Below are 23,308 nucleotides of genomic sequence, written 5' to 3' on the forward strand. Positions count from 1 at the left end.
ATGAAATCTTTTGATCAGTACCCAACCATTTGCTCCTTATTCGAAGAACAAGTAAAGAAAAATCCAGAAAATACGGCTGTTTATCTGGAAGAGCGTCAAATTTCGTACGATGCCTTTAATAAACAGGTCAATCAATATGCAAGATATTTGCAAAGAAAAGGGTTGCCGTTAAATGAAATTGTTGGCATTCAACTCATGCGCTCTTTTGAAATGCTCGTGGCAATCTTTGCAGTGTTAAAAGCCGGAGGAGCCTATTTACCGATAGATCCCCTGGCTCCTGTCATTAGAAACCAAACCATCCTTGAAGACAGTCAAATCAAATTTCTAATCGTTGATGATAATTCGTTATTGACAGCAAAATCTGGGCTATATGCTAAAGATAATCTGCAAGTATTAAGCATTCACGAAAATGTAAGTCATGAAAAATGCCATAATTTAAACCTACACCGGGGAAAACAAGATTTAGCTTATGTGATGTACACTTCAGGCACTACAGGCAAACCCAAAGGAGTCATGATTTCACATCAGGCCCTAGTTAATCGAATTCTATGGATGCAAAACACATTTCCCTTACAAAGTCATGACGTGTTGTTTCATAAAACTCACATTTGTTTTGATATCTCTGTGTGGGAGATCTGTTGGTGGTCTGTTGTGGGCGCCGGAGTCGTTCTTTTGCCACCCAAAAAAGAACATGACATTAAGTTATTTATTCATATGATTGAGCAATATCAGCTCAGTGTTATTCATTTTGTACCTTCTGTATTACGTATATTTTTAAGTTATATTAAACAAGATTTCTCGATAAATCGCTTAAGCTCTTTAAAGTACGTATTTTCAAGTGGAGAGGCGTTGGATGCGAGAAGTGTTAATCTGTTTAATAAGCTTTTTCAAGATCAAGAAACACTATTAGTCAATTTATACGGTCCCACAGAGACCACAATAGATGTTTCTTATTTTATTTGTGAAAAGCACAAGCGTTATCGGACTATTCCAATTGGAAAGCCTATCCAGAATACTCAATTTTTTGTGTTAGATGAGCAGCTAAATTCAACCGGTTTCGAACCCGGGGAACTATTCATTTCCGGAATTGGGTTGGCTCAAGGCTATTTAAATAATCCAGGACTTACTCAAGCCTCTTTTATAGACAATCCTTACTTGCCTGGTGAAAAAATGTATCGTACGGGAGATATAGTCTGTTGGAATAAAGAGCATGAATTATTATTTTTAGGCCGCAAAGATGAACAGGTGAAATTACACGGTATACGTATTGAATTAGGAGAAATCCAATATCATTTATTAGAGCATCCCAACATTCAGGATGCAGTCATTGTCTGTCAGAAAATGGATTTTCTGGATCATAGAATAGTCGCGTTCTTAATTGCTAATAATAAACAAATAGAGCTTAGTCGTGCTGAACTTAAATCATTTTTAAAAACCAGGATTCCAGATTATATGGTTCCGGAGCATTACATATGGTTAAGCGCATTGCCGATAAAAGAAAACGGCAAAATAGATAAAGAAAAACTCTTGAGTCTCATTTGACCCAAGCAACACCTGAGAATGGCTTGGATTGGGCGGGTATTTAATTAAATGAAAGAAAATGGCTTATACTTAAAATTATTGTTTAATTAAAAGATAGTTGCAGCAATAGAACATGTTCTCTGTATGAAAACAACCGGGGATGGGCTTGCAACAAAACGCATCTTATGACAGCTTGTTTACAACTGGGTAAATTCAGGCTGTTACCTATTTTTATACCATCTGGTTAGTGTCTATGACACGGTTGGTGCGGCCAAAGAAATGGAGCCTTTAAATAATGAATGTAAATACCCACTTAAATAAAGTTGCTATTGTAGGTATGGCTGTAAAATTACCCGGAGCCAATGATCTTGAAGGATATTGGGATCTGTTAAAGTTTGGCAAAGAAGCTGTTAGTAAATTTTCTGCAGAGCAATTACAGCGGTCGGGTATTTCTGAGCAATTAATCGCGGCTCCCTATTACAAACCATATAGAGGAATATTAGATGACTTGGAATCATTTGATACTCCTCCGTTTGAAAGTACTGCCAAAAATTTTGAAGTGTTAGGCATTCAAGGCAAAGTGATGTCACATTTAACTCATCGTGCTTTGAGTACCATGAGAAATAATTCAAATCGCTCAATCAAAAATACAGCAGTCTATATTGGCACCAATAATCAACCAGCCTCTCATTTCTTAGGATCTGCGTATTACGAAGCTATCGATACTCAAAAAGCAATAGAAAGGTATTATTCAAAAGTAATCGCCCCTTATATTTCTTATCAATTTGGATTTCAAGGAAGTTCCATTGATTTATATACAGCGTGCTCGTCTTCATTGACAGCTGTGATACAAAGTTGTCGAGAGTTAAATAGTTATCAATGTGATATGGCAATCGCAGGGGCATGCTTAATCGATTTGCCTCAAGAAGTTGGGTATATTTACGAAGAGAACGGATTATTTTCCTCCGACGGTCATTGCCATTCTTTTGATGCTTCAGCCTCTGGCACTTTATACTCAAATGGTGCTGGGCTGGTTGTTTTAAAGCGACTTGAAGATGCCATTGCAGATAATGATCTAATCCATGCCGTTATTATTGGAGCCGCTATGAACAATGATGGCAATTCTTCAAAAGAAGGATTTATGGCACCAGGGATTCATGGCCAATACACTTGCTTACAGTCCGCTTGGAAAAATGCAGGGATTGAACCAAGTGATCTTGATTATATTGCAGCGCATGGCGCCTCGACCAAACTAGGCGATGCAACAGAAATATACGCACTTAAGAAAGCGTTTAAGGACATTACAGGAACAAAGCGTTTTCCACTAAGCTCGGTAATCAGTAATCTCGGCCATACGGGTATAGTATCTGGTATGGCTTCAATCATTAAAACAGTGCTTATGCTCAAAAATAAAGCAATTGTTCCTTCAATTAACTTTGAAACTCCGAACCCGGATTTTATGTTGGAAGATTCGCCCCTATATATTGCCACTCAATTTCAGGATTTTCCCCAAATAAAAAACACTATTTAGCTGGTGTTTCTAGTTATGGCGCGGGCGGAAGTAACACACATCTTGTTTTGCGTAGCTATGATGAAAACTAAAGTCTGTTGACAATTCTAACATCCTGGCCAAAATGATGTGATTTTGGCTCAGTCTAGCGATGTCAACAGACCTTATCCTAGAAAGATGCGACCTGATTGGCACATTGCGTACGCCATGATCGTTTTATAATATTGGATATTTTAGATGTGATGACTAAATATGGATGGCGATTTAATGAACAAACAGGACCTGGGAAAACAAAGAATCCATGAAATTATTGGGGAAAGCTCAACGTCATTATTGAACATGTTCTCTGAAATTTCCCCTGATTTTGCCAAGTACATCGTTGAATTTGGATCGGCGAGCTGTATACCCGACTGGGCTTCAATGATAAATATCGTGAGTTAGCTGCTGTTGCCTGTTTGATTGGACAGAATAATACCAGTCTTCCGCTTAAAGCGCATTTAAAGGGTATGTTTAACGTGGGTTGGAAAAAAGAAGAAATCATTGAACTTATCATTTTCTTAATTGGTTATGCTGGCTTTCCTTCTTGCGTTGGTGCAATCACAACATTAAAACAGGTGATTGAAGAACATGAGTTAGTTTGAAATTAAGTTTGTAACTCATGAACATTGTATATTTCTAAGATTATGTTTAATTAGAAAAATAGCTCATGCTTTAATAAAGTAAAAGTAAATGAGTGCGTACCCGGATGTAGGCGCAGCCGCAATCCGAGGTTCTGAGCTTTGCATATCCCGGATTTTGTTTCACTGCATTTAGGCTAAGCTTGTTTATTCTGCAAGGATTGATAGATGAAAACTATAATACGGATTAGTATTTTTTATTCATAATAAGCATCTTTTGGGGTGAAAATGTTTTTGCAGAAAAATTCCAGTGTGAAAAAGTTTTTGATCCAACTCTGCAATTAGAACAAGTAAACTCATGTACTTCATCCTATGAGAATGAAGTACATGGCAATCTCTCTAAATTAAAAAAACAGATAAGGTAGGTTTTGATAACAAATTATTTTTTATTGTTATGAAAACTAATAATCTGGGAGGAATAAAAGTCCTTTTTCCAGGAAATACTAAATCAGTATACCGCTCGGCTTATTTGGCAGGTTCTCCTATGTGCATACAATCCTTATCAAAAGCTGGTATCAAAACGGTTATTAATTTATATTCTGGCAGGAGAGGATATGCGGAGCATCTGTATCCATTAGAATCAACCATTTTCAAAGCAAATGGTGTTCCGGATTACATACGAATTGATCATTATATGGTCGATTCCTCACACCAATCACTCGATAAATTCAATCGAAAAATTACCGAAATAATTAAAAAAATTGCTATGGCTAAAGGAAATGTTCTCATACATTGTTATGCAGGGGAGCATGATACTGGTGTTATTTTTGGTGTTTTAAACAAATGCATTAACCATCAATCTTTAAAAAGCATTGAAGAAGATACTAAGTGCCATATGGGATTCCAATCGGCTTACGAAAAGATATCGTATCATCATATCATGGACATTATTCGGCAATTTCCTTGCAAGTTATTGGAATAACCTTGGGTTTTAAGCAAATTTTCTGATTTGGGTCACGAGAGATTTTTTGCTTTATTCGCCAATTCACATGGCAGCCTGGTTGCTTGCAATCGGGTTAACCAAATACAGTTTTTTACTTGGGTTTACCACAATAGATCCTGGCTGCCAGCAGCCAGGCTACGCTTTCTATATGAGTACTAAAAGATTTGCTCGCTACGTCTTCTCGGATTTCACTTGCTTGGTTTGATGGTTATTGGTAGGGTAGATGAGATGCTAGATGTTTAGGTTGTGAAGGCTTTACGGAGTGTAGGATATTCTACCAGGGTTTGCAGGATCAAGACGATTCCCGAAAATTTAATAATGGAGAATAATAATGCAAATTACGCTAAGTCGGCCAGTCAAAACAACAGGTCCTATTTTTCTATGTAACACAGAGGCAGATATTATAATTGATGCAGAAATGTCAACGGAGGAGGGTAGAATTTATATTCTTGGCAGATCAGTCACAATTAATGCACCCATTCGTAGTCAAGCAGAGGTTAAGATTTGCGGCACCGAAGAAGGCGAGACTCTCAATATTGACAAACGGAACATTTCTGGGACGCAAGTAACTATTGGCAGCGCACACTTTCCATCACCATTCATGCACGGTGAACATATTACTGATAATATCAGAAGTGCCATCGAACTAACTGAATCACCGCAATATTCATTTAACCCTTAGTCAGCGTAGCCTGGTTGCTTGCAACCAGGATTTACGAGAACAATTCTTTTGTATTGCTATAAAAATGTTATGTCAATTCCTGCAAGTTTCATAAGGGAGACCCATAGGTGTCTCTAAAGTAGGGCCACAATTGGGCTCAAGAATACACTCGTCACTCAACCGCGCATCAAAAAATCTTAGCCCAGCTTGCCTAATTTTAGAATGATTAGGTTTGGAAGATTTTTCTGATGTTGGTAATAGAGTATTACTTTGAAGTGCCTCTGAAGTATGACTTTGACTCATTTTTTCTATCAATGGCTTCTCCATCTGTGAAGGATATTGAGCTGATTTTTTTCTATGAAAAACGGTAGGCCAAGTAAAAGCTATCGATACGAATACTAAAATGACCGGAGACAATATTGCCATGGTAATGGTTAATGCAAGTTTTGCCCCTATTGTTTCTCCCAGCGTTTCACCAACATGGATTCCGCTTCGGATTCCTCCGGCAACAGAATAAGCAAGAGAATCACCTATCAAAGCACATAATTTAAGTATATTGATGGCTCCATACTTTATCTTTTGTGCTTTTGTTTGATATTCTTCCGGTGGTTGAGATATTGATTCAAATTTTTCTTTTAGATCGACATACGTTTTCGGGTTAAAGACTTTATATACTTGTGAAAAAGTGTTAACCACCATGGTTGTCGAAGTACATATCATAGAGATAACATGTGCTAAGAAGGTATCAGGATTCGCACCTAAGGCATTGAAAAGCTTATTAACCCCTGATACAGCAGTAAACCAAGTTAGCGTCGCATAAACCGCTAAAAAGACTGTACTTACGATTCCTAGTAAGATACATCGCAAAAGGCCATAGGGTTTTTTATAATCTTCAATAAAAAGATTTTTAAATCTGGTATAATTTTCACGTATACCAATAGCTTGAAACGAATAAAAAGAGATAGCTGCAACTATAGATAACCCAATCGTAACTATCAAAACTAGAGGGTTAGAGGCAAGCATACCTACCCCCAAAAACGTGAGAAGTCCTACGAGACCAGAATATCCAGAAATGCCCGCAGAAATACAAGCCAACAAGGTTACGATACCAAAAAATACTTTCTGACCTCTATCGAATATCGTTTTTCTTTGATATTTTCTTCGAGGTTCTTAAACGTTTTTGTTTTTGAGGCTGAAAGCCAGCACTATCAAGCATGGCTTTCCCTCGACTTAATAAACAAACTAGTCCGTTACATAAGGAGAGTATTATCGCTAAGGCGAGACAAATGCCAAAGGGAGCTCCTAAAGTACTTAATAATCCCAGGCAAAATACCATACAAAGCGCCATGGAGGTGACGACTTTGCCTAGGACTAATGGCACTCCTTTTATCAATCTATTCCTATTTTGAATGGGAGTCCTTGTAAATTCTTGACCATTGCTAGAGCAGGTAGCAATTTGTAAGACTTCTTGCTTAGATAATCTTTTTCCACCCGACAGTATCTCTCCCCACTTAAAGGTAAGGAAACTCCAAAAATAGTGGGAAAACGGACGTTTTAGAAGATCGGTTATTCGAAGATCCCCATTTAGAATGGCTTGTTGTACTTTTTCCGATTCTGCTTCAGTAAATTGATATTGGTTAAAAGAAGCAATGATCCAATCTTTTTGAGTACGAAATTTTCTCCTTAACACCATGATGACTTCAGGACGTTTGTGATTAGCAAAATCGATTTCATTTTGTTCTAGTAAACTAACAATTTCTTTCATTTCGACAAATCCTTTTTAATGCAAATCATGAAGCTTATTTATAATTTCACAAGAATTCCATTTAAATTTTTAAAAAATTAATTATCAATAGGTAGGATACCGCCATTATTTTCATTAGAAAGATTTGACATACTGTGCGAGTTACATTCTAATTTTATTTTTTATCATGATATGGACAATGATGGCATTTTTGAGTTTTCTAAAACCTGCTCCTTATCTTAATGAAATTCAGGATAAAACCATTGTTAAACGGCAATATCGTTATTGGCGTATTCGCACCTTTTATGCAATGTATATTGGTTATGCTTTGTTTTATTTTACGCGAAAAAGTTTTACCTTTGCGATGCCTGCATTACAAAGTACCTTGGGGATGACTAAAACTGAACTGGGAATGATTGCGAGCATTCTGAGCTTAAGTTATGGCATCAGCAAATTTTTGAGCGGAATTCTTGGCGATAAGTCTAATCCTCGTTATTTAATGGCGATTGGGCTAATTTTGACAGGTGTTTTTAATATTTTGTTTGGACTGTCATCCACCTGGTGGTTATTTGCTATTTTTTGGGGATTGAATGGTTGGTTTCAGGGGTGGGGATGGCCAGGATGTACTAAATTATTAACACATTGGTATTCTCAATCCGAACGTGGTCGTTGGTGGAGTATTTGGAATACATCCCATAACGTTGGTGGTGCATTAATTCCATTGATTGTTGCTATATGCGCGCAGTATTTCGGCTGGCGTTCAGCCATGTTTGTGCCAGGGGTCATCTGCATTTTAGGAGGTGTTTTTTTAATCAATCGTTTAAGAGATACTCCGCAGTCGCTTGGTTTACCTGCGATAGAGCAATATCAGGGAGATTTTTCTGGTTTATCAAATCACCACCAAGAAAAAACAGAACTCTCAGTCAAAGAAATTCTTTGGAATTATGTGTTAAGCAACCAATATATTTGGATACTATCCATTTCTTATTTGTTTATTTACATTGTCCGAACAGCCATCAATGATTGGAGCATGTTGTACTTAACAGAAGTGAAGGATTATTCCTTAATCACCGCAGGTAGTTGTGTCATATGGTTTGAAGTTGGTGGTTTTTTTGGAAATCTGGTTGCCGGCTGGTCTTCTGATAAAATATTTCAAGGTAAACGCAATCCAATCAATGTTCTCTTTACTGCAGGTGTATTTGCTACTTTGTTGTTATTTATATTGACTAAGGGATATACACCATTTCTCGATTCGTTGTTTCTTTTCTTCTTTGGTTTTTTTATCTTTGGACCACAAATGATGATTGGTATGGCGTGTGCGGAGTTAACACATAAAAAAGCAGCGGCGACTGCAACTGGCTTTGCCGGATTTTTTGCATATTGTTTAGGCGCTGTTTTGGCTGGTGCTCCTTTGGGTGCAATTATCAAAAATTACGGCTGGGATAATTTCTTTCTCACATTGTTTATTTGCTGCTTGATTCCATTATTTATGATACTGCCACTTTGGCATGTGAAAGTCCATCCAAGGTATCGTAAATCAGAACTTTCAGGCAAATCTGAGTTTGCTTAGCCAGCGTATCCTGGTTGCTTGCAATCAGGCTTTATGAGAACAATTTTTGTAATAGCTCAGGTCCCCTGAGTTATTACTTGCAAAGATGAAGCATTAAAATGCTCTTCTACAATCTTGGATAAAGTCTCAAAAGCATTCTTAGATTGCAGTTTCCAAGTTGTGATTAAAGATATCGTTCTTGCGACGAATTCAGACCCATAATTTGATCGGGTACCAAAATATTTTTTACGCCAAATTACAGCCGGCCTTAAGCAACGCTCAGCATGATTATTAGTCGGCTCAACACCTTCGTAAAAAATAAATGTCCATAAAGCTGTAAAATTTTCCAATAAATTTTTGCAAAATCGGGCAATTTTTAATTTTGGATCTGCATACGAACCTTGTTCTAAAAGCTCTCCCACATGAGTTCTAATATGTCCAGTTTCTCGTATAAGCTCCTCACGCGAGATATGCCCTTGCTTGAAGTTATGCCATCGTTCAAATAATTTCGACTGATAGATGAGTAATTCCTTACCTATCCGGGCTACCACTACCTCTTTTTTTCAGAAAGCTTTGTAAAATCTCGCTTTAAATGGGCCCAACAAGTTTGACGTTTATCGCTTTCAAAATAGTTATAAGCAGCATAACGATCAGAGGTAACAATATTGTTGAAATCGCCCATTAAAGCGCAAATGACTTTCTTGCCACGAGATTTCTCGATTGAGAAAAAAGCTGTTGTCGCTGACATAATGCCCCAAAGCCATTGAGATGTACCATCTCGACGATGCCCTGTTTCATCCATATGAACACAGCTACTTTGTTTAATTTCTTTTAATAGTTCAGCAACAAGTTTTTCCAAGGCATTATTAATCAACTTTTGCTTATTGAATACACTTCCCAAGCTAATCTTGAAATCGTAATGTTCCTTCAAAAATTCCTGCAATTCACGACGTGATAACTTATATTTTGAGGTCAAATGCGACATGAAACTCGTTAAATATGGCCCTGTTATTCCCCACGTTACACCTGCTGGAAGTGCAGCTACTTGGTTTGTTCCACAGCATCTGCATACCCCTTTTTCTAATTGATATTCCGTGACATGTAGGTTTACCTTCGGAAGCTCGTGAACCTGATGCCGGACTAAATCCTCTTTCAACTGGATATTTCCTCCACATATACAACGCGGGGGCAGACGGCAAACAACAAGATCATCAATATCATTGAGCTCTAATAATTTTCGAAAGTGTCCTTTATGCCCTCGCTGACCACCACCTTTATTCGTATTCGGTTTTGTTTTTTCTGTTTTTTCTTTTTGAAATCTTGGGAAGAAGGGAGTGAGGAATTAGATGAGTTATTATTTAAGCGCTCTTTAAGCTCGCGATTTTCGAGCTCCAGCTTTTCTACTCGAACAATTAATACTTCTGTTATCTCAACAAGCTGTTTTATGCGTTGATGACAGTCTTCTATTGTCGAAGGTAGTTTTATCGGTGATTTTTTCTCATCCATGAAAAAACTAGGCGTATTTATGAAGTCCCACTAATTTAATCTAACCTCATAAATTTTCAACTAATTTTTGAGGGGTACTGAGCTATTACCACCAAAAATCACGAAATACACACATTGCCTCTGTCTGACTTTGTTTATGAGTTAATGGAACGCAGGAGCAGGAATAAAACCAGTGAGTTTGTATTTCCAGCGGAAAGTAAAACGGGTTATATCTATGAACCTAAAAAGGCGGTGAATAGGGTAGTGGAATTATCAGGTGTTCCATTTACCTTGCACGACTTGAGAAGAACGTTTGCTACTGTTGCCGATAGCCTTGATTTACCTGCTTATGCTTTAAAACGCTTGCTTAATCATAAAATGAATAATGATGTAACAGCCGGGTATATCATGAAAGATGTTGAGCGGTTACGAAAACCCATGCAGCAGGTCGCCAATTTTATTAAAAAACACATGATGATATGTGAACAGGTATAATGACTATTTTACACATATCTCAAAATGAGATATAATTTGATTTAAGAAGGGTGTTTATTTGCAATGCATATTATAACTAGAAGAAGAATTACCGAAGCAAAAGCACTTTATCCACAATGCGCATCAGCTCTAGCTGGATGGTTGAAAGTTGTGGAGAAGAATGAGTTTAAGAGTTTTGCTGAGTTGAGGGCAGTATTTAATAGTATTGATAAAGTGGGTGATTTATTTGTCTTTGATATTGGGGGTAATAAACTCCGTTTGATAGCCAGCATCCATTTTAATCGGAAAAAATTGTATATACGTCATATCTTGACCCATCAAGAATATGACAAAGATAAGTGGAAGGAGTGAGTATGACTGCTTTAGCACACAATAATTATTTAGAAGAGACAATCCAACACTGGAAACATATCTCACCCATTATTCATGACCCTCAAAATGATGCTGAATATGAGAAACTTGCTAATATGCTTGATCAATTGTTGGATATTGTTGGTGACAATGAATCTCATGAGTTAATGGGGTTAGTTGATGTAATCAGCCACATGATCACCATGTATGATGAAAATCATGATGAACAGCTTCAAACAGGAAGCGGCATTGATGCATTAAAATTTCTCATGGAACAGCATGGTTTAGATCAAAGTGATCTTAAAAATGAAATTGGAAGTCAGGGTGTCGTTTCTGAAATATTAAACGGGAAGCGACAACTGAATCTCTCTCACATCAAGAAATTAGCCGAGCGATTCCATGTTGCACCAGCTACTTTTATTGATTAATTTAGAGTTATGTAGCTTCAGATAAATGGTCTCATGTTAAGAAAACGCAAAAATGTTAACATGAGATACCTTTCATGTTAAAGAAATTGGATTTTTTTAACATGACTAAAATTCAAACTACTGGTCCTAAAGTGCGTAAAATCCTATTAATCAGTGATACTCACGGAAATTTGGATATCATCAATCAACTGTAGCTCAAACTAATGCTGATATGGTCATTCATGCTGGTGACTTTGGGTTTTATGATGAACAGAGCATTTATCGACTCAGCCCTAGGGAACTACGCTTGTTAGTATCCCACTCGCCAGTTTGGCGACAATATGAAGTTGATAAACAAACTAATCGAGAAAGATTAATAGAAATCGTCAAAGAAAATCAATTGCTAGGTGATTTTCCAAAATATGTCTCAGGTGAAAAGAGGTTCTCTGTTCCTGTATATGCTGTGTGGGGAAATCATGAAGATGTGCAAGTTTTAAGGCAATTAAATACAGATATCAATGTTGAAAATCTGCGGCTCTACACCAATTAAGGGGGCACTTTAATCGGATTAAAGTAATCTAACTCTTTGATTCCGCAATCAAAAGAGGATTAAAGTGCCGAAAAAAGATATTATCCTAAATTTACCTGGCTATTCAATAACTAAGGTGACGGGAAACAATCCCGTTTATATTGAAGTAAATTATAACCGAGTAGTACGATGCATTTACTGTAATGAAAAGCGGTTAAGGAAGAAGGATAGTTTTGAGCGAAAGATACGTCATGAATCGATAGGATTGCGTTATAGCTATTTAATTATCAAGTCGCATAAGTTTCAATGTTATGGGTGTAAGCGCTATTTTAACCAGCGTTTTCCAGGTATAGGTAAATACCAGCGAGCCACAGAGAGCTTACGTAAAGAGGTGTTTCATCATCATACTCAAGGCGTTAGTCAAAAGGATTTAAGCCGTCATTTTCATACCGGCAAATCAACGATAGAACGCTGGTATCATTATGGTTATGAGCGACAGGAGAAGCGCATTACCTCCCCTTTATGCCCTAGGGTGTTAGGTATCGATGAACATTCATTTACAAAGAAGCAAGGCTATATCACCACATTGTGCGATTTAGGTAAGCATAAGGTATTTGATATTGTTAAAGGCCGTTCAGGACGTGACTTGGAAAGCTATTTTAAAGCTTTGCAAGGTAAAGAGCGTGTTCGAGTTGTCTGTATTGATTTAAGCAGCAGTTACAAGTCGTTGGTCAAACGTTACTTTCCAAATGCCAAAATTGGGCTCTACACCAATTAAGGGGGCACTGTAATCAAATTAGTCTAGACTAAGTCCTTGATTTAGCGATCAAAAGGAGATTAAAGTGCCTAAGAACAATCTTATCCTAAATTTACCTGGATTTTCCATATTAAAAGTGAGTGGGTATCAACCCTTATTATTAGATGTAACTTATAACCGATTAGCTCGGTGTAGTCATTGCCAAAGTAAGCAGGTTCGCAAGAAATCATCGTATATAAGAACAGTACATCATGAGTTAATAGGGCATCGTCGAAGTGTATTGAGGTTTAAAGCGTATAAGCTTTATTGTCATACTTGTTGTCGCTATGGTAATCAACAGTTTCCCGGTATCAATAAACATCAACGTGCTACTTGGCGAGCTCAAGCTGCAGTGTTTCATGAGCATAGCCGCGGGGTATCGCAAAAAGATTTATCAGAGCGTTATAAGAAAGGAAAAGCGACCATAGAGCGCTGGTATCAGCGGCATTATGAAGAGCAACATCGAGAATTAATCAATAAACCATGTCCTGTGGTACTGGGTATTGATGAACATTTTTTCAGTAAGAAAGAAGGGTTTGCAACTACTTTTTGTGACCTAAGAAAACATAAGATATTTGATGTGGTTCGTGGCCGTCGTGAGCAAGAATTAAAAGAATATCTCCAGCAATTACCTGGAAAAGAACGTGTCAAAGTGATTTGTATGGACTTGAGCAGTACATACCGTTCCTTAGTAAAGAAGTACTTTCCTAATGCTATGATAGTGGCTGATAGGTTTCATGTAATCCGTTTAATTCAACATCAGTGTATGATGACCTGTCGAGAACTCTCCACTGAAATTAAAAACAATAGAGGTATCTTAGCCTTATTAAGAACAAGACCTGATAACTTAAGTGATGAGAAGAAAGTCAAAAGAGATGCGTTTTTCACTGAAAATCCTGCAATAGAGGCTATATATCAATTTCAGCAACAACTGCACTCACTATTAATGAAAAGGGCGCTAACACAGCATGAGTGCCGTAAAGTAATACCTACTTTCTTAGAAATGTTGGCTGAGTTAAAGCAAAGTGGTTTTAAAGCATTAGCATCATTAGGTAAAACACTTTGGGCTTGGAAAGATGAAGTGGCCAGAATGTGGCGATTTAGTAAGTCAAATGGAATAACAGAAGGCTTTCATCGCAAAATGAAACTCATTCAGCGAAGAGCTTATGGTTTTAGAAATTTTGAAAATTATAGAGTACGTGTTAAGGTCCTCTGCGGGTGATTAAAGCTGCCCCCTTAAATGGGAAAGAGCCGGATTTCATCGAAAGATGAAACTGATTCAGAGAAGAGCATATGGATTTAGAAATTTTGAAAATTATAGATTAAGAGTTAGAGTGCTTTGTGGATGAGTAAAGTGCCCCCGGATTTGGGGAAGAGCCACTATCGTAACTACTTGATTTTATTGGTGGGCCCACTAGGACTTGAACCTAGGACCAACGGATTATGAGTCCGCTGCTCTAACCAACTGAGCTATGGGCCCTTTGTGAAGGAAGTATTGTAATCGCTATTACAAGAGAACTCCACATTTTTATTACTTTTTTGTGGGATAGGGCCCTTATTCAGGGCCGCTATTCGTTGTAGAAAATAGGTGATTTATCAGGATTCATCACCTTCAAGGAAGCTGCGTAATTTTTCTGAACGAGAAGGGTGGCGTAGTTTACGCAGTGCCTTGGCTTCGATTTGACGAATTCGCTCACGGGTGACGTCGAATTGTTTACCAACTTCTTCCAATGTGTGGTCGGTATTCATTTCAATGCCGAAACGCATGCGCAATACTTTGGCTTCACGAGGTGTGAGTGTCTCCAGGATTTCAAGCGTGGCTTCACGCAGCCCTTCTGACGTTGCACAGTCAATTGGGGATTCAATGTTATTGTCTTCAATAAAATCACCAAGGTGAGAATCTTCATCATCGCCAACGGGAGTTTCCATGGAAATGGGTTCTTTGGCAATTTTCAGCACTTTGCGGATTTTATCTTCACTGAGATCCATTTTTTCTGCCAGCTCTTCAGGAGTGGCTTCACGGCCTGTTTCCTGCAGAATTTGCCGGGAAATTCGGTTTAATTTATTGATTGTTTCAATCATATGCACTGGAATACGGATGGTGCGTGCCTGATCTGCAATTGAGCGGGTAATTGCCTGACGAATCCACCATGTTGCATACGTTGAGAATTTATAACCGCGGCGGTACTCAAATTTGTCTACGGCTTTCATCAAGCCAATATTGCCTTCCTGAATTAAGTCAAGGAATTGCAGGCCACGGTTGGTGTATTTTTTGGCGATGGAAATCACTAAACGTAAGTTTGCCTCAACCATTTCCTTCTTGGCACGCCGAGCTTTGGCTTCACCAATGGACATTTTACGGTTAATGTCTTTGATTTCACTGATGGTTAAACCAAATTCTTTTTCAAAATCAGCCAATCTTAATTGTATTTTCTTGATATCTTCGGCGTATTCTTCAATGCGTGACAAATCAAGTTTTTTCTCGTTTTTGGCGATTATGCGGTCCAACCATTGAACATCGGTTTCTTGGCCTGGGAATGTGTCAATGAATAATTTTCTTGGAATACGTGCTTTTTCAATGCAAATACGCATGACGTTGCGTTCAAATTCACGAATATCATTGCGAAGGATGCGGAAATGCCGCGTTAACTTGTCAACTTCTCTTGACGTTAATTTTAGTTTCAAGAATGAGTCTGACATGACTTCGAGTAATTCCACCGTTTTTTTCGAAGTGCGGCCATGTTCTTTCAAAGCGACCATGGCATTATCGAAGTTGACTTGCAATTCATCAAAATAAGATTTTGCCTGTTCGATGCTTGGCCCTTCATCGTCATCCGAAATACTGCCATCATCACCATCATCGCTGTCGTCTCCGATGAGATCGGCATCAACAATAGCATCACCTTGATTTTCATCCAGCATGGAACCAATGCTGGATGGAGGAGCTTCATCATCGGCATCAGAAAAGCCACTGATGATTTCGCTTAAACGAATTTCTTCTACAAGAACGCGCTGATAATCTTCCAAAACCAGAGCCACGGTTTCAGGATAGTGTGCAAGTGATTTTAAGACTTGATAAATACCTTCTTCTATGCGCTTGGCAATGCGAATTTCACCTTCGCGGGTCAGCAATTCGACAGTGCCCATTTCACGCATGTACATGCGGACAGGATCTGTGGTACGGCCGGTTTCCTTGTCGACTGAAGCCAAGACGGCAGCGGCTTCTTCAACGTCTTCCGGAGCTTCTTCTGTTGTACCCAGAAGTGCCAGTTCATCGTCACTGGGAGGCAGTTCGAATACCTTGATATTCATGCCTTCAAGCATGCTGATGATGACATCGAAATGCTCTGTATCGACGATGTTGGGTAATAAGTCATTAATTTGAGCGTAGGTGAGATAATTTTGATCTTTTCCCAGGCTAATGACTTTTGTAATCTGAGAGCGTTGTTGTTCTTGATCATTCATAATATTGGACATATTTTTACAGAATTTAAAAAGCAAAAAATTGGTTTAATTATAAACTGCCTTGCATAAACATACCAGTTATTCCAGATTTATGTTTCATCAAGGTCCCTCTTTATGTCGTTGTTTTAACATTTCTTGTAATTGTAGCCGATCTGTTTCAGTTAAGCTCTGATTGCGCGCTTTTTCCAGTAATTTCTGAATTTTTTTTCCTGATTTTGTTTTGCTAAAAAAAGTACAATATCCATGAATTCTTTTGTGCGCGCTTCTTCAGGAACCTGATGATCCCAGGCGGCTAATTTATTGATGGCATCAAACATAGGCGATTCACGCCATAATTCCACTAAGGCAGCAGTGCTTATGCCGGGATGATGTGCCACTTGCTCAATCATGCTTTGCAACATAGTTTGCTTTGGTCCGTCAAGCGTGATTGAACACAATTGTTCGGCACAAGAAGAATATATTTCCGGATGCTGTACTAAGAGGGCAATGGCAATTCGTATTGGTGAGCGGGCAATATTGACACTGGTGGTGGGGATGTCATTGTTTTTAATTTCAATTAATTGCTGAATGCGATGGGGTTCTATGCGGGTAAGTCTTGCTAATTCATCAATCATTAATTGCCAATATGGGCCTTCTCCCATTTTGAGCAAATAGGGCTTGGCGGCATGCACAAGCTGGCTTTTACCTGCAAGTGTCGTTGTATCCAATGTTTTGGTAATGGTTGCAATAAAAAATTGATTCAAGGGGGTCGCTTGTTGTATTCGTTGCAGGAAGCTTTCTTTACCTTCTTCACGCACCAGACTGTCTGGATCATGTTTTTCTGGCAAAAAAATAAAAGAGGCTTCAAGTCCGGTATTCAGATAAGGCAAACTGCTTTCAAGTGCACGCCATGCGGCTTGTCGGCCTGCTTCATCGCCATCAAAACAAAAAATAATGTGTTTGGTATGTTTGCTTAGCAGCTGAATATGGTGGAGGCTGGTGGCTGTACCGAGTGTAGCGACTGCATTGGAGATTCCATGCTGGGCGAGGGCTATCACATCCATATATCCTTCAACAATGAGAATGCTGTCAAGGGTAGATTGTTGACGAATAACCTGATGCAAGCCATATAATTCACGATTTTTCTGAAAAAGGATAGTTTCAGGGGAGTTAAGATATTTAGGTTTCTGATCCGCCTCAATGGCCCTGCCTCCAAAGCCAATGATACGGCCATGGCGATCATGGATGGGAAAAGTAATACGGTGGCGATAGCGATCATAAGTTGAACCGTCTTCTTTTACGATAAGCATGCCTGTGGTTATCAAGTCTTTTGTATTGAATTTGAATTGTTTTTCAAGTGTGTGCCATCCAGAAGGGGCATAACCAAGTTGATATAAGCGAGCTGTTTCACCGCTGACCTTTCTCTGCTTTAGGTACTCTATGGCGATATGTCCTGCTGTTTTTAATGTTTGTTGATAAAATTTTGCCACTTCTTGCAGCAATTGATAGAGATTGGGTGATTGCTTTCTGGGTTCGCTATGTCCTTCACGTGGTACTTGCATGCCAAGCCGAGTGGCTAAAGTTTCTACGGCTTCAACAAATCCCAGTTGCAGATAATTCATAACAAAACTGATGGCATTGCCGCTGGCTCCACAACCAAAGCAATGATAAAACTGCTTTTTGGAGATTACGTTAAAAGAAGGTGTTTTTTCATGGTGAAAAGGGCAGCAAGCGATGTGGCTATTGCCCCGCTTTTTGAGAGAGACATAACCATCAATTAATTCAACAATATCCGTGCGATTAAGCAATTCTTCAATGAACGGACGGGGAATTAAGCCAGTCATAACGTGACTTTCTCCTGCAAAGAAAAGAAAATCAATAGAAGTTGGTTAGATTAATAGAAACAGCACCACAGAGCAATTGTCTGGCTTATAAAAGAGGCAGAGTGGATGGCTTTTAATTAACTTAGTTTGGCCTTGATCTTCGCACTCACCTGGCTCATGTCTGCACGACCTTGCAGTTTGGGTTTCAATTGAGCCATAACCTTACCCATATCACTCATCTTTTGAGCGCCAACTTCGCATAAAGCATCGTCGATAAATTGATCGATCTCGGCTGCGGTAAGCGGTTCAGGCAAGTAGTGTTCCACAATTTTAAGTTCAAATTGTTCTTGTTCTACCAAATCATGACGGCCTGCGGCTTCAAATTGACTGATTGATTCTTTTCGCTGTTTTGCCAATTTGTCCAAGATAATGAGCATTCGATCATCATCAACCTGAATTCGCTCATCCACCTCTATTTGTTTTACCGCGGCCGTGATCAGGCGCAAGGCTTCAATTTGTTTCTTATCCCTGGCGCGCATAGCCTCTTTGAGGTCATTATTGATTTGGTCTTTAATGGACATGGTTATTTACGTTTACGCTTGCCAATTAGCCTTGATGTTCCTTCCCGTGACATTTTTTTCAAATGTCGCTTGACAGCAGCGGCTTGCTTGCGCTTGCGCTCAGCGGTTGGTTTTTCATAAAATTCACGGCGGCGTAATTCAGTTAAAATACCCGCTTTTTCACAGGCGCGCTTAAAACGACGCAATGCGTATTCTGGATTTTCGCCTTCTTTCACGCGAACGGTAGGCATTCAATAGTCCTCAATTTTGTTTATACAATAGGCTGGCAATTCTAGTTGCATGCAGCGCTGTCGTCAAGTTTATTTGTTAATCAATCTGTGGTCAATGTTCGGATATTCCGTAAATAGACTGCTAGCTAGTATAATGCTATGGGTTTTTATGTTTTTTTATAATTGACTGTATAGGTGATGCATGCGGGTATTGGGGATTGAGTCGTCCTGCGATGAGACTGGTGTTGCAATTTTTGATTCAAAGCAAGGATTATTGGCACATGTTCTGTATTCGCAAATCAAGTTGCATCAAAATTTTGGTGGTGTGGTACCGGAATTGGCATCCCGCGATCATGTAAAACATCTGGTGACATTAGTGGATGAAGCACTTTGTCAGGCCAATTTGAATAAAAGTCAATTGGATGCTGTCGCTTATACGGCCGGACCTGGCTTAATTGGCGCCTTGCTTACTGGCGCTTGTTTTGCAAAAAGCTTTGCGTTTGCTCTGCAAATCCCCGCTTTAGCAGTCCACCATCTGGAAGCGCATTTACTGGCAGCAAAAATGGACATGCCTGCACTAAATTTTCCTTTTCTGGTTCTTTTGGTTTCAGGCGGTCATACGCAGCTACTTGAAGCGTGCGCGTTGGGGGAGTACCGACTATTAGGCGATACTCTCGATGATGCAGTGGGAGAAGCGTTTGATAAAACGGCCAAATTGATGGGAATACCTTATCCTGGAGGGGCTCAGCTTGCAGCGCTTGCTGATCAGAATCAGGGTAATCCATCGTCTGTATTGTATTCATTTCCTCGTCCTATGACAGACCGGCCGGGACTGGATTTTAGTTTTAGTGGTCTTAAGACGCACGCTTTAATCACCTGGAACAACAGTCAAAAAGATAATGCTGCGCGTGCAGATATTGCGAAAGCGTTTCAGGAAGCGGTGGTAGAAACCTTGGTTATAAAATGTCAAAGAGCACTGGAACAAACGGCGTTACGCCGGCTTGTTGTTGCCGGTGGTGTCGGTGCGAATCGCCATTTACGAGCAGCTCTTAAACAATTGATCGCTGAAGTAAATGGCGAGGTTTATTTCCCCCGCATGGAATATTGCACCGATAATGGTGCCATGGTGGCCTATGCTGGTTGTCAGCATCTGTTGCAAGGGAAAAAAGATGACAATCTTGCCATTACTGTTCGGGCTCGTTGGCCGCTGGCGGAAGTTTAGCGGGTTTATCTACTTCAATGGTTTGTTCTAGTATGACTTCAGCGGTTGTAATCGGTTTGGGTTCGTCACTATTTTCTAATGAATCAGATTCCGATAGATTGACGTTTTGTTCCATTGGCTGGCGGCGAAAAATGATTTTGGGTTCATTGCCATCGATAAGTCGCGTGATGTTGCGGCGGTGTTTATAAAGGATAAAAATCGCTATACTCATTAATGGAAGAAAGGCATCCAAACTACGAATGACAAATAGGGAATAAAAAGGTGCAAACAAAATGGCTGTGATCGATGCCAGTGATGAATAACGACTAAAATTAGCAATGATAAGCCATGTGGCAATCACCATGGTTCCTAGCATCAAATGCAATCCCAGTAACGCTCCCAGTGCCGTAGCAACGCCTTTTCCGCCTTTAAAATCGAAAAAAATCGGATACATGTGTCCAAGTACGGCCGCAAGGCAGGTAAAACTGACTGTAATCGCACCAGCTCCCAGCAATTTGGCAAGCAGCACTGGTAATAACCCTTTGAGCATGTCAGCAATTAAAACAATGACGGCATATTGTTTTCCAGCAATGCGCAAAACATTCGTTGCTCCGGGATTTTGTGATCCTTCCATGCGTGGGTCAGGAAGAGCGAATATTCGGCATACGATCACTGCAGAACATATGGAACCAACAAGATACGCAACAACCATACAAAAAATGAATAGCAACGCTGTGACCATACTCTCTCCATGCCGTTTTTAAACGGTTTGTAAATTACCGCAACAGGCCAATCCTGCTGCCTGCGGATTATTATCCGGGAAAAAAAAAATTTGTGAAGCCACTCTTTATTCTTATTAAAGTATAGCCATAATTTCGCAGCGCCCGTTAAGCAATTTATTATTCTCTAGTCAGGTAAAAACAAGGCTTGTAGATTGTTGGTATAACGGCGGCCAAAAGGCGTGACTTGCCAATGAGTTTCATCCAAATAAATTAAGTTTTGTGACTGGGCTTTGAGGAGTTTGGGAAGCAGCAATTCCAATTCCAGACCAGTACGCTCTTTAAATAAGGAAAGAGGAATGGGTTGTTGTAAGCGCGTGGTGTTTAGCATGAATTCAAAAATAAGATCGTCCGTGGAAACCTTTTCTACGGCTGCAAGAAAAGGTTTGTTCTCAGATAAGAAATCTTTAGGTTGACGATGTTTGCGAGTGCGATAAATGGTTCCATCTTCTGAAGAAATCTTACCATGTGCACCAGCGCCAATGCCAAAATAATCCCCGTACAGCCAATAATTAAGATTGTGATGACAAGATTGTCCTGATTGGCAAAATGCCGAAACTTCATATCGTTGGTAACCATAGGATTCTAGTAAATTCAATCCTTTTTCTTCGATGGAGGCCACCAGATCTTCCGAAGGTAATACCGGTGGGGAATTATAAAAGACGGTATTGGGTTCAATGGTTAATTGATACCAGGAGAGATGTTCAGGCTGGTAAGACAGAGCGGTTTGTAAATCCTTTAGTCCTTCTGCAAGAGTTTGGTTTGGCAAACCATGCATTAAATCAATATTAAGATTATCAAAACCTGCTCTACGTGCACATTCAATAGCGGAATGGGCTTGTGCATCGTTATGGATGCGTCCTAACCGTTGTAAATGCCCGGCGTTAAAGCTTTGTATCCCCAACGATAAACGATTAATTCCTAACTTACGGTAATCCTGGAAGCGGTGTTCATCGATTGTTCCAGGATTGGCTTCTAAAGTAATTTCAATATTGCTTGCAAAGACAAGCAATTTTTGCAGTTCATTAAATAATGTTTCATAGGCATTGGCTGAAAATAAGCTTGGCGTGCCGCCGCCGATGAAGATTGAATGAATGATTCTTCTGGCAGGAAATTGAGCTAAGTCATTTTTCAGATCGTTAATTAACGCCGTAATGTATTGGTGTTCAGGCAAGTGTTGGGGGCTTTTATGGGAATTGAAATCGCAATAAGGGCACTTGCGTATGCACCAGGGAATATGAATATATAAAGACAAAGGCATCATGGGATTTATAAAATAAACTGGCTTGTTTAGACTGGCGATAGTATCATAAGCTGCCATTAACAACGATCTGGTTAGTTAATAATAATACATTTTGAGTAAATCTTGAATAAAATACATTCTCTACTGTGTGGGTTTTTAATGTTAAACAGGCAAGAAAACTTTAGAAACCGTACGCCATCTCAAGGCGCAATAAAGAAATAAAATAAGAATTTTGAGAGGAAATATTATGAATAATAGAGTAAGAGTCGCGATCACCGGAGCTGCCGGCCATATTGGTTATGCCTTATTATTTCGGATTGCATCCGGCCAAATGTTTGGCCCTAATACAGATATTGAATTGAATTTACTGGAACTGGAACAAACACTGCCTACACTGGAAGGTGTTGCCATGGAATTAGAGGATTGTGCCTTCCCTTTATTGAAGCGCGTGGTATGCACGGCTGATCTGAAAACAGGGATGGATGGGGTCAATTGGGCATTGCTGGTCGGTTCTGTTCCACGTAAACAAGGCATGGAGCGTTCAGATTTATTGCAAATCAATGGTGGTATTTTTATTAATCAAGGGCGAGCCATCAATGATTACGCCAGTGATGATGTTCATGTATTTGTCGTTGGTAATCCTTGCAACACCAATTGCCTGATTGCCAAACATCATGCCAAAGATGTTCCGGATGATCGATTTTATGCCATGACTTCATTGGATGAATTGCGTGCTCGCGCCCAGCTGGCAAAAAAAGCGGGTGTTGATATTACTGCGGTAAGTCAGATGACGATTTGGGGAAACCACTCTTCAACTCAATTCCCTGACTTTTATAATGCCAAAATTAATGGAATATCAGCTGCTAAAGTGATTAACGATGAACAATGGTTGCAAGAAACATTTGTGCCAACCATACAGCAACGCGGTGCTGCGGTTATAAAAGCACGTGGCGCGTCTTCTGCAGCGTCTGCAGCCAACGCTATTGTGGTAGGTGTTAATCATTTAGTGCAAGATACGCCTGCTGGTGAATCTTTTTCAGTCGCACGTAGTTCTCAAGGTGAGTACGGTGTCGATGAAGGATTGATGTTTTCTTTCCCTTGTCGGCGTGAACATGGCGTAGTGCGTCGGGTTGGACTTGAGCACGGGGTTGTCAATGTGGTTGAAGGATTGACTTTTAATGATTATAGTCAAGCCAAATTCAATGAAACCTTAAATGAGCTGCGCAGCGAACGTGATGCAGTGAAGTCTTTAGGGTTGCTTGATTAAATCAAGTAATGGCTGCTCATGCGCGACGTATGCAATGCCATACGTCGCGCCACGCTAATATTAGTAAATCAGCAAAATCAGGATAAAATTTGC

Annotated in this window: 21 protein-coding genes, 1 tRNA gene and 4 pseudogenes; 15 read left to right on the top strand and 11 right to left on the bottom strand. The window is 39.5% G+C overall.

The annotated features are described in order from the left end of the window. The 5 genes from LOA_RS03340 to LOA_RS03365 all read left to right on the top strand — a co-directional run bounded on the left by LOA_RS03340 (position 1) and on the right by LOA_RS03365 (position 5,333). Complete coding sequence (locus tag LOA_RS03340; protein ID WP_025385136.1) at positions 1-1,542, top strand: amino acid adenylation domain-containing protein; 1,542 nt, start codon at positions 1-3, stop codon at positions 1,540-1,542. 274 nt (positions 1,543-1,816) lie between these two features. Then, positions 1,817-3,052 (top strand): beta-ketoacyl synthase N-terminal-like domain-containing protein, encoded by a 1,236-nt coding sequence (locus LOA_RS03345; RefSeq protein ID WP_238551315.1) that lies wholly within the window; start codon positions 1,817-1,819, stop codon positions 3,050-3,052. Positions 3,053-3,441: 389 nt separating this feature from the next. Then, positions 3,442-3,672 carry a carboxymuconolactone decarboxylase family protein gene (locus LOA_RS03355; protein WP_274518097.1) on the top strand — a complete coding sequence of 77 codons (231 nt, stop codon included), beginning with the start codon at positions 3,442-3,444 and terminating at the stop codon, positions 3,670-3,672. Between the two features lie 430 nt (positions 3,673-4,102). After that, positions 4,103-4,630 (top strand): tyrosine-protein phosphatase, encoded by a 528-nt coding sequence (locus LOA_RS03360; protein ID WP_025385139.1) that lies wholly within the window; start codon positions 4,103-4,105, stop codon positions 4,628-4,630. 439 nt (positions 4,631-5,069) lie between these two features. Then, positions 5,070-5,333, top strand: coding sequence for a hypothetical protein (locus LOA_RS03365; RefSeq protein ID WP_158423014.1), 264 nt, complete (start codon positions 5,070-5,072; stop codon positions 5,331-5,333). Positions 5,334-5,405: 72 nt separating this feature from the next. Here the strand turns inward: LOA_RS03365 and LOA_RS03370 are convergent. Continuing rightward, a pseudogene (locus LOA_RS03370) lies at positions 5,406-7,077 on the bottom strand (hypothetical protein). A 181-nt stretch (positions 7,078-7,258) separates the two neighbouring features. Here LOA_RS03370 and pgtP point away from each other — a divergent pair. Next, positions 7,259-8,626 (top strand): phosphoglycerate transporter protein PgtP, encoded by a 1,368-nt coding sequence (gene pgtP, locus LOA_RS03375; protein ID WP_025385141.1) that lies wholly within the window; start codon positions 7,259-7,261, stop codon positions 8,624-8,626. 56 nt (positions 8,627-8,682) lie between these two features. Here pgtP and LOA_RS15725 read toward each other — a convergent pair whose 3' ends face one another. Genes LOA_RS15725 through LOA_RS03390 form a run of 3 tightly spaced genes read right to left on the bottom strand, consistent with a single transcriptional unit; the run spans position 8,683 to position 10,111 of the window. Continuing rightward, the gene (locus LOA_RS15725) at positions 8,683-9,156 is read right to left on the bottom strand and encodes an IS66 family transposase (RefSeq protein WP_025385142.1); all 474 of its coding nucleotides are present in this window, start codon (positions 9,154-9,156) and stop codon (positions 8,683-8,685) included. Further along, a complete protein-coding gene (locus LOA_RS15730) occupies positions 9,156-9,821 on the bottom strand; it encodes an IS66 family transposase (RefSeq protein ID WP_274544674.1) in 666 nt (221 codons plus the stop codon). Before LOA_RS15730 ends, LOA_RS15725 begins: the two co-directional genes overlap by 1 nt. A gap of 11 nt (positions 9,822-9,832) precedes the next feature. Continuing rightward, the gene (locus LOA_RS03390; RefSeq protein ID WP_025385144.1) at positions 9,833-10,111 is read right to left on the bottom strand and encodes a DUF6444 domain-containing protein; all 279 of its coding nucleotides are present in this window, start codon (positions 10,109-10,111) and stop codon (positions 9,833-9,835) included. A gap of 90 nt (positions 10,112-10,201) precedes the next feature. Here LOA_RS03390 and LOA_RS03395 point away from each other — a divergent pair. The 7 genes and pseudogenes from LOA_RS03395 to LOA_RS16155 form a co-directional block, all read left to right on the top strand. Next, positions 10,202-10,585: pseudogene (locus tag LOA_RS03395) on the top strand (tyrosine-type recombinase/integrase); the annotation flags it as partial. A 63-nt stretch (positions 10,586-10,648) separates the two neighbouring features. Then, a complete protein-coding gene (locus LOA_RS03400) occupies positions 10,649-10,936 on the top strand; it encodes a type II toxin-antitoxin system HigB family toxin (protein ID WP_025385146.1) in 288 nt (95 codons plus the stop codon). A 2-nt stretch (positions 10,937-10,938) separates the two neighbouring features. Further along, the gene (locus LOA_RS03405) at positions 10,939-11,364 is read left to right on the top strand and encodes a helix-turn-helix domain-containing protein (RefSeq protein ID WP_025385147.1); all 426 of its coding nucleotides are present in this window, start codon (positions 10,939-10,941) and stop codon (positions 11,362-11,364) included. A 211-nt stretch (positions 11,365-11,575) separates the two neighbouring features. After that, complete coding sequence (locus LOA_RS03410) at positions 11,576-11,893, top strand: hypothetical protein (protein WP_025385148.1); 318 nt, start codon at positions 11,576-11,578, stop codon at positions 11,891-11,893. A gap of 64 nt (positions 11,894-11,957) precedes the next feature. Next, positions 11,958-12,632: pseudogene (locus LOA_RS03415) on the top strand (transposase); the annotation flags it as partial. Between the two features lie 82 nt (positions 12,633-12,714). Continuing rightward, positions 12,715-13,890: an ISL3 family transposase gene (locus LOA_RS03420; protein ID WP_025385061.1), complete on the top strand. Its 1,176-nt coding sequence runs from the start codon at positions 12,715-12,717 to the stop codon at positions 13,888-13,890. A 31-nt stretch (positions 13,891-13,921) separates the two neighbouring features. Beyond that, a pseudogene (locus LOA_RS16155) lies at positions 13,922-14,017 on the top strand (transposase); the annotation flags it as partial. Positions 14,018-14,071: 54 nt separating this feature from the next. On the opposite strand, the gene LOA_RS03425 reads toward LOA_RS16155, so the two are convergent. From LOA_RS03425 to rpsU, 5 genes are all read right to left on the bottom strand, one after another. Beyond that, positions 14,072-14,148, bottom strand: a tRNA-Ile gene (locus LOA_RS03425). A gap of 116 nt (positions 14,149-14,264) precedes the next feature. Further along, the gene (gene rpoD, locus LOA_RS03430) at positions 14,265-16,133 is read right to left on the bottom strand and encodes an RNA polymerase sigma factor RpoD (protein WP_025385149.1); all 1,869 of its coding nucleotides are present in this window, start codon (positions 16,131-16,133) and stop codon (positions 14,265-14,267) included. Positions 16,134-16,294: 161 nt separating this feature from the next. Continuing rightward, complete coding sequence (gene dnaG, locus LOA_RS03435; protein WP_238551316.1) at positions 16,295-17,956, bottom strand: DNA primase; 1,662 nt, start codon at positions 17,954-17,956, stop codon at positions 16,295-16,297. Positions 17,957-18,072: 116 nt separating this feature from the next. Beyond that, positions 18,073-18,516: a GatB/YqeY domain-containing protein gene (locus LOA_RS03445; RefSeq protein ID WP_025385150.1), complete on the bottom strand. Its 444-nt coding sequence runs from the start codon at positions 18,514-18,516 to the stop codon at positions 18,073-18,075. Positions 18,517-18,518: 2 nt separating this feature from the next. Continuing rightward, on the bottom strand, positions 18,519-18,746 hold the full coding sequence (gene rpsU / locus LOA_RS03450; RefSeq protein WP_025385151.1) for a 30S ribosomal protein S21: 228 nt from the start codon (positions 18,744-18,746) through the stop codon (positions 18,519-18,521). Positions 18,747-18,927: 181 nt separating this feature from the next. On the opposite strand from rpsU, the gene tsaD reads away from it, so the two are divergent. Further along, complete coding sequence (gene tsaD, locus LOA_RS03455; RefSeq protein ID WP_025385152.1) at positions 18,928-19,947, top strand: tRNA (adenosine(37)-N6)-threonylcarbamoyltransferase complex transferase subunit TsaD; 1,020 nt, start codon at positions 18,928-18,930, stop codon at positions 19,945-19,947. Here tsaD and plsY read toward each other — a convergent pair. Continuing rightward, positions 19,910-20,668, bottom strand: coding sequence for a glycerol-3-phosphate 1-O-acyltransferase PlsY (plsY, locus tag LOA_RS03460; protein WP_064101333.1), 759 nt, complete (start codon positions 20,666-20,668; stop codon positions 19,910-19,912). The genes tsaD and plsY overlap by 38 nt on opposite strands. 164 nt (positions 20,669-20,832) lie before the next feature. After that, the gene (gene hemW / locus LOA_RS03465; RefSeq protein ID WP_025385154.1) at positions 20,833-21,969 is read right to left on the bottom strand and encodes a radical SAM family heme chaperone HemW; all 1,137 of its coding nucleotides are present in this window, start codon (positions 21,967-21,969) and stop codon (positions 20,833-20,835) included. A 226-nt stretch (positions 21,970-22,195) separates the two neighbouring features. Between hemW and LOA_RS03470 the strand changes: the two genes are divergently transcribed. Further along, positions 22,196-23,215, top strand: coding sequence for a malate dehydrogenase (locus tag LOA_RS03470; RefSeq protein WP_202814048.1), 1,020 nt, complete (start codon positions 22,196-22,198; stop codon positions 23,213-23,215). Positions 23,216-23,308 lie beyond the last annotated feature (93 nt).

It is taken from the genome of Legionella oakridgensis ATCC 33761 = DSM 21215 (assembly GCF_000512355.1).
GTDB lineage: Bacteria > Pseudomonadota > Gammaproteobacteria > Legionellales > Legionellaceae > Legionella_A > Legionella_A oakridgensis.